At 64.1% G+C, this 5,098-nt stretch carries 4 protein-coding genes; 2 read left to right on the top strand and 2 right to left on the bottom strand.

Going from position 1 to position 5,098, the window contains the following annotated elements; translation table 11 throughout:
• Positions 1 to 95 precede the first annotated feature (95 nt).
• Positions 96 to 890 (bottom strand): alpha/beta hydrolase, encoded by a 795-nt coding sequence (locus QMX78_RS19975; protein WP_282272910.1) that lies wholly within the window; start codon positions 888 to 890, stop codon positions 96 to 98.
• A gap of 95 nt (positions 891 to 985) precedes the next feature.
• On the opposite strand from QMX78_RS19975, the gene QMX78_RS19970 reads away from it, so the two are divergent.
• Positions 986 to 1,867 carry a LysR family transcriptional regulator gene (locus QMX78_RS19970; RefSeq protein ID WP_282272908.1) on the top strand — a complete coding sequence of 294 codons (882 nt, stop codon included), beginning with the start codon at positions 986 to 988 and terminating at the stop codon, positions 1,865 to 1,867.
• Positions 1,868 to 2,243: 376 nt separating this feature from the next.
• Positions 2,244 to 3,833 (top strand): winged helix-turn-helix transcriptional regulator, encoded by a 1,590-nt coding sequence (locus QMX78_RS19965; RefSeq protein ID WP_282272906.1) that lies wholly within the window; start codon positions 2,244 to 2,246, stop codon positions 3,831 to 3,833.
• Here QMX78_RS19965 and QMX78_RS19960 read toward each other — a convergent pair.
• Positions 3,817 to 4,920 (bottom strand): serine hydrolase, encoded by a 1,104-nt coding sequence (locus QMX78_RS19960; protein ID WP_282272904.1) that lies wholly within the window; start codon positions 4,918 to 4,920, stop codon positions 3,817 to 3,819. The two genes, QMX78_RS19965 and QMX78_RS19960, sit on opposite strands and share 17 nt — an antisense overlap.
• Positions 4,921 to 5,098: the final 178 nt, after the last annotated feature.

Raw genomic sequence — 5,098 nt, 5'->3', positions numbered from 1 at the left:
GTTTTTTTTTATACGAGCCGGGGGGGGGGTTCCTCAACAAACCCCCACTCTGACCCCGGTTTGCCGACCCCGGTTTCCCTGACCCCGGTTTCCGCTTATCTGGCTACCGCCTCCACCGCCGCAAGGATCACATCCGCCACCTTCCGGGGTTGCGACAACTGCGGAACATGGCTTGCATCGAGCGTGGTTACCCGCGCACCGATCTTCTGCGCAAGGTCCTTCTGCAGGCCGGTATCAAGCATATGGTCCTGCTCGCTGATGACGTACCACGATGGTCGGCTCGTCCACGCCGCCGCAGAAGTCTTTGCAGCGAAGTTGGCGCTGTTTGTCGGGTTCTGGGTAGCAGCCAGCAGCTTGGCATCCGTCTGGCTCAGATCCTGTGCGAGGTGGTGCGCTACGCCTTCCAGCGTCAACGTGAGATAGCCGTCCCTGTCAGCATCGAGGTGACTGAAACCGGAAGGTGTCGGGTAACCCTCGGATAGATCGCTCACCGACTGTCCTTGCGATGGGGCGAAGGCAGCAACATAGACAAGTGCTTTCACGCGTTCATCCTCGCCCGCATCAGAAATGACCGCGCCGCCATAGGAGTGACCAACCAGCACAACCGGGCCGGTCTGCGCCTGGATCGCGCGCTTGGTTTTGGCCACGTCATCCTCCAGCGAACTGAGCGGGTTCTGGACGGCAACCACGTTCAAGCCCTTGGCCTGCAGCAAGGGAATGACCCTGTCCCAGGCGTGGCCGTCGGAAAAGGCCCCATGGACCAAAACGACCGTGGGCTTCTCAGCCGACGGGAGAGATGCCGCACCGGCCGCTCCAGCGCTCAGGGCAGCGGCAAAAAGCGCGCTTTTCATAAGAAATTGCATGACAGAAGTTCCTGTTTGAGGGATCAAGGCGGCCGGATTCGGCCGCGTGGGATCACTCTACATAGGCAACCAAATGGGATAAATTAACTTCCAGCTCAATCACTAGAACCTAATTGATTCAAATGGACCGCCTCCATGCGATGCAGGTGTTCACCCGCGCCGTCGAACTGGGCTCGTTCTCGGCAGCGGCGGTTGAACTGGATATTTCCCCCCAATTCGCCGGCAAACAGATCCAGGCGCTCGAAACCGGTTTGGGCATCAAGCTGCTGAACCGCACCACCCGGCGCCAGAGCCTGACCGAGAGTGGTCAGCTGTTCTACGAGCGGGCAAAGAACATTCTTGCGGAGATGGAAGCAGCCGAAGCGTTGATGGCGGAATCACGCGCAACACCACGCGGCAAGCTGCGCATCAGCGCCCCCATCACCTTTGGCAGCCATGCCTTGGCGCCATTGCTGCCGCGTTACCTGCAGGAACACCCGGAGGTCAGCATCGACCTGAGCCTGAGCAACCGCACGGTCGACCTGCTGGATGAGGGTTTTGATGTTGTCTTCCGCACCGGGCAGCTGCCAGACAGCGGCCTGCAGGCCCGTGTGCTTGCGCCGCTGCAACTGGTGCTTTGCGCTTCACCGGCCTACATCCAGCGCAGCCCGCCGCTGGCGCAACCTCAAGATTTGAAACAGCACGAATGCCTGGTCTTCTCGCATACCTCGATGCGTACGGAATGGCAGTTCGAAGGGGCGGAAGGTCGGGTATCCATTGCCATCCGCGGCAGGTTCAGTACCGACAGCGGTGAGGCACTCAGGGCCGCGGCAATTGCCGGGCACGGCATCCTGCTGCAGCCCAATGCCCTGGTCGCCGACGACCTGGCCGCAGGCCGCCTGCAGCCTCTGCTGCCGGACCATGTATCGCCTGCGCGTGAGCTGCATATGCTGTTTGCACCGGACCGGCGAATGACACCGAAGCTGCGGAGCTTCCTGGACTTTGCGCAGGAAAACCTCGGCTGATTACGCCGGGAGCCTGCCCGCCAGCCGATGTCATATGCGGTGCAGCTGCACGATCTTGTCCCGCCAGCATTGCACTTGGAAAACGTACCGATCGCAGGCCTGCCGACAACGCGGTTGATCCGTGTACAGCGCATCGTCCGTGAAGTGTGTTTTCTTTCCACGACTCACTCCGCTACCACGGGTGCGTACACGGCGTCCCCGCCAAAACGCAGGCCATCCGCATAGCCGCTGGAGCCAGTGAATCAGTCCCGATTAGGCCTGTTAACCTTCGCAGTCATGGATGCCTCTCCTGCCCAACGTGCCGCCGCACTGATCACCCAGCCTGCCGCCAAGCGATGCCGGTCGGGTCGGCATGGCACCCGCATGCCCTTGTCCAATGTCTGATCCAGCCGACAACCCCACTGCCCTGCACTACCGGCTGGATGACCTGCACATCGATGTGGCACGCCAGCGCGTGCTACGCGATGACGGCCAGCTGCTGGACGTCTCCGGGCTCAGCTTCCGCCTGCTGCATCACCTGCTGACCCAGGGCACCCGGGTGGTCGGCTTTGATGACTTGATCGCCAACATATGGGCGCCAGCCATCGTCAACGAAGAGACCGTCACCCAGCGGGTAAGACTGTTGCGGCAGGCGCTGGGGGATGACGGCAGGCAAGCGCGTTACCTGCGTTCGGTGCGTGGCCAGGGCTACCAGCTGTGCAGCGAACCCGTTGTCGAGGTGCCTGCGGCAGCACCCGCTCCGGCAGCGAACTCCACGCGCCGCTGGATCATCCCCACGGCTGCGTTGCTGCTGATCGTGGCCGGCGTTCTCTACTGGCAATGGCCGAGCCCGGATGCAACCGCCGCTTCACCACTGCTGCAGCGCGCGGACTATTACGCCGGCATCGGCCAGCGCGACAACAACGAACGTGCCATCGCGCTGTATCGGCAGCGCCTGCAGGAGGCTCCTGATGATGTGCAGGCACAACTCGGCCTTGCCCGTGCCCAGGCGGCGCGCACCTGCCTGTACAACGGCAGCGGCGAGGACGCCGAGCAGGCATTGCAGCTGGCGCAGGCAGTGATTGCACGCCATCCGACGTTGGCAGCTGCGCATGCGGCACGCGGCTATGCACACGATTGCCGTGGCGAGGTCGGAGCGGCGTTGGCCGCTTATGAACATGCGGTGCAGTTGGACCCGGCCGCCGACGCAAGCCGCGCTTCGGCTGCCTACCTTTACGCGCGGCAAGGGCGCTTGAGCGATGCGCTGGCCGCAAACCTGGCCGTGCGCGCACCCGAGCGGGTGCGCTTCTGGGAACTGCAGGTTGCGTCCAATCTTGATCTGCTTGGCTACTCCGCAGCAGCCGAGGCCCGTTACCGGCGCAGTTTCCAGCTGTATCCGGACAACGTGTTCTCCAACATCGCCTGGCCAACCTTCCTCTACGAGCACGGCCGCTCCGGCGAAGCACAGGCAGCGCTGGATGAAGCCTTCGCCCGCCATATCGAACATGCCTCCCTGTATCTGCTATCGGCAGAACTGGCACTGCAGCGCGGTGACCTCGTTGGCGCGCAGACTGCGGCGCAACGTGCGCGGGCACTGAAGCAGGAGGCCAGTTGGCCAACCACCTTCGCCTGGATCATCGGCGCCGAGCCCGCGCCGACGTCAGCGCAACTGTTGGTCCACTCCGCCGCGTTGCGGGCTGGCCTTGCACAAGGCAGCGATCCGTCCGATGGAGTCGAGGCCGCCCTGCTGGCGGATCTGGCAGGCGAGCGCCAGGCCGCGCTGGAGGCACTGCAAACAGCGGTGAGCGCCGGTTACCGCAATGCCAGCTACCTGCAGGTATCACCCTTGTTTGCCGAGCTTCGCAAGGACCCCGGCTTCACCCCACTGCTGCAGACGGTAGCAGCGGCCGTGGCCGCCGACCGGACGCGGGTCCTCGCTTCCGGTCAGCTGCCAGCCGATGCGCAGGCGGTTACGGCAACGCGCTGAGGATGTAGTCCTGCAGCAACTTCTGGGTTTCCTGGTGCATGCCGCGCTGGTTGAAGCGGGTACGCGTCACCACAACCACCAGTTGCTTCTCCGGCACCACGAACACCGCATTGCCACCATTGCCGGACATCGCCCAGGCATGCACCTGCTTGCCCCCGGCAGTGAACGGGAAACGCCAGATCTGGTAACCGTAATCGGCATCGAACGGGGTCTGCGCGTGCACTTCGGTCATCGCCCGGATCCAGGCGGCGGGCAGCACCTGTTGGCCCTTCCAGCGGCCGCCGTCGATGATCAGCTGACCGAGTTTGGCCAGGTCGCGACTGCGGTACTCGGTGCCACCACCGCCCATGCCGACGCCCTCGGATGAGCGGTTCCAGACCGACGTCTCGATTCCCAACGGCCGCTCCAGTGCCTCGGTGGCGAAGCGCTGCAAGGGCATGCCGCTGGCCCGCTCGACAATGGCACCGAGCATGAAGGAATTGGCCGTGCAGTAGGCGAAGGCGCGCCCGTGCGGGCTGTCTGCCGGCCGCTTGGTCCATGGCGCATAGCCGCGCTCAGGCAGGTCAAGGGCGAAGCCGGTCCAGTCGGCGCTGACATACATGCGCTCCTCATGCCCGGCGGAGTACTCGTTGTTGTCGTCGCACTCCCACTGCGCGCTCATCGTCAGCAGGTCTTCGACCGTCATCGCGTTCTTGAACGCCCCCGGGTGGGCCGGCGACCGCTCCGGGAAGAAACCAAGGACCGGCGCGCTGACCCCGCTGATCAGGCCGCGGTCGATGGCCGCGCCAACCAGCATCGCGGTCACGCTCTTGGTCAGCGAGCGGGTGTTGTGCAGGCGGCTGCGGTCGGCGCCGTTGAAGTAGGTCTCATGCACCAGCGCCCCTCGGTGCACCACCAGCACGCTGGTGGTATCCGGCGTCTGGCCGCTGTTGATGGAGGCATCCAGGGCGGTGAACTTACTGGCGTCCAGTCCGTGGCTGGTCGGGTCTGCGACGGGCCAGTCATCGCTGGCTGGCGGGGCTGCTGCGGCGGAGCCCACACCAAGCAACAACGCGGCGAACAACGCAAAGCGGATCAACAGTGACATCGGGGTGCTCCATGTGTGGAGCGCCCAGCCGAACATTCCCTTGGATGAAGCGCCTGATGCCTGGATGAAGATTCATGAAGTTGTTTGCAATCAGTGGCTTGGCAGAAAGGCAAAACCGGGGTGGGGGGGGGGGGGTGGTTGGGGGGCCCCCCCACCACCCCCCGCTGGGGCTGGGCCC

Source organism: Stenotrophomonas sp. PS02298 (assembly GCF_029959445.1).
Taxonomy (GTDB): Bacteria; Pseudomonadota; Gammaproteobacteria; order Xanthomonadales; family Xanthomonadaceae; genus Stenotrophomonas.
Note: the sequence above shows the minus strand (reverse complement) of the source record. Positions and strands in the feature narration are given on the sequence as shown.

What these genes read in the sequence shown, in the direction of transcription:
- QMX78_RS19970 (WP_282272908.1), top strand. Translation starts at nt 986, where the DNA reads ATGGACCGCCTCCATGCGATGCAGGTGTTCACCCGCGCCGTCGAACTG.
- QMX78_RS19965 (WP_282272906.1), top strand. Translation starts at nt 2,244, where the DNA reads ATGTCTGATCCAGCCGACAACCCCACTGCCCTGCACTACCGGCTGGAT.
- QMX78_RS19960 (WP_282272904.1), bottom strand. Translation starts at nt 4,920, where the DNA reads ATGTCACTGTTGATCCGCTTTGCGTTGTTCGCCGCGTTGTTGCTTGGT.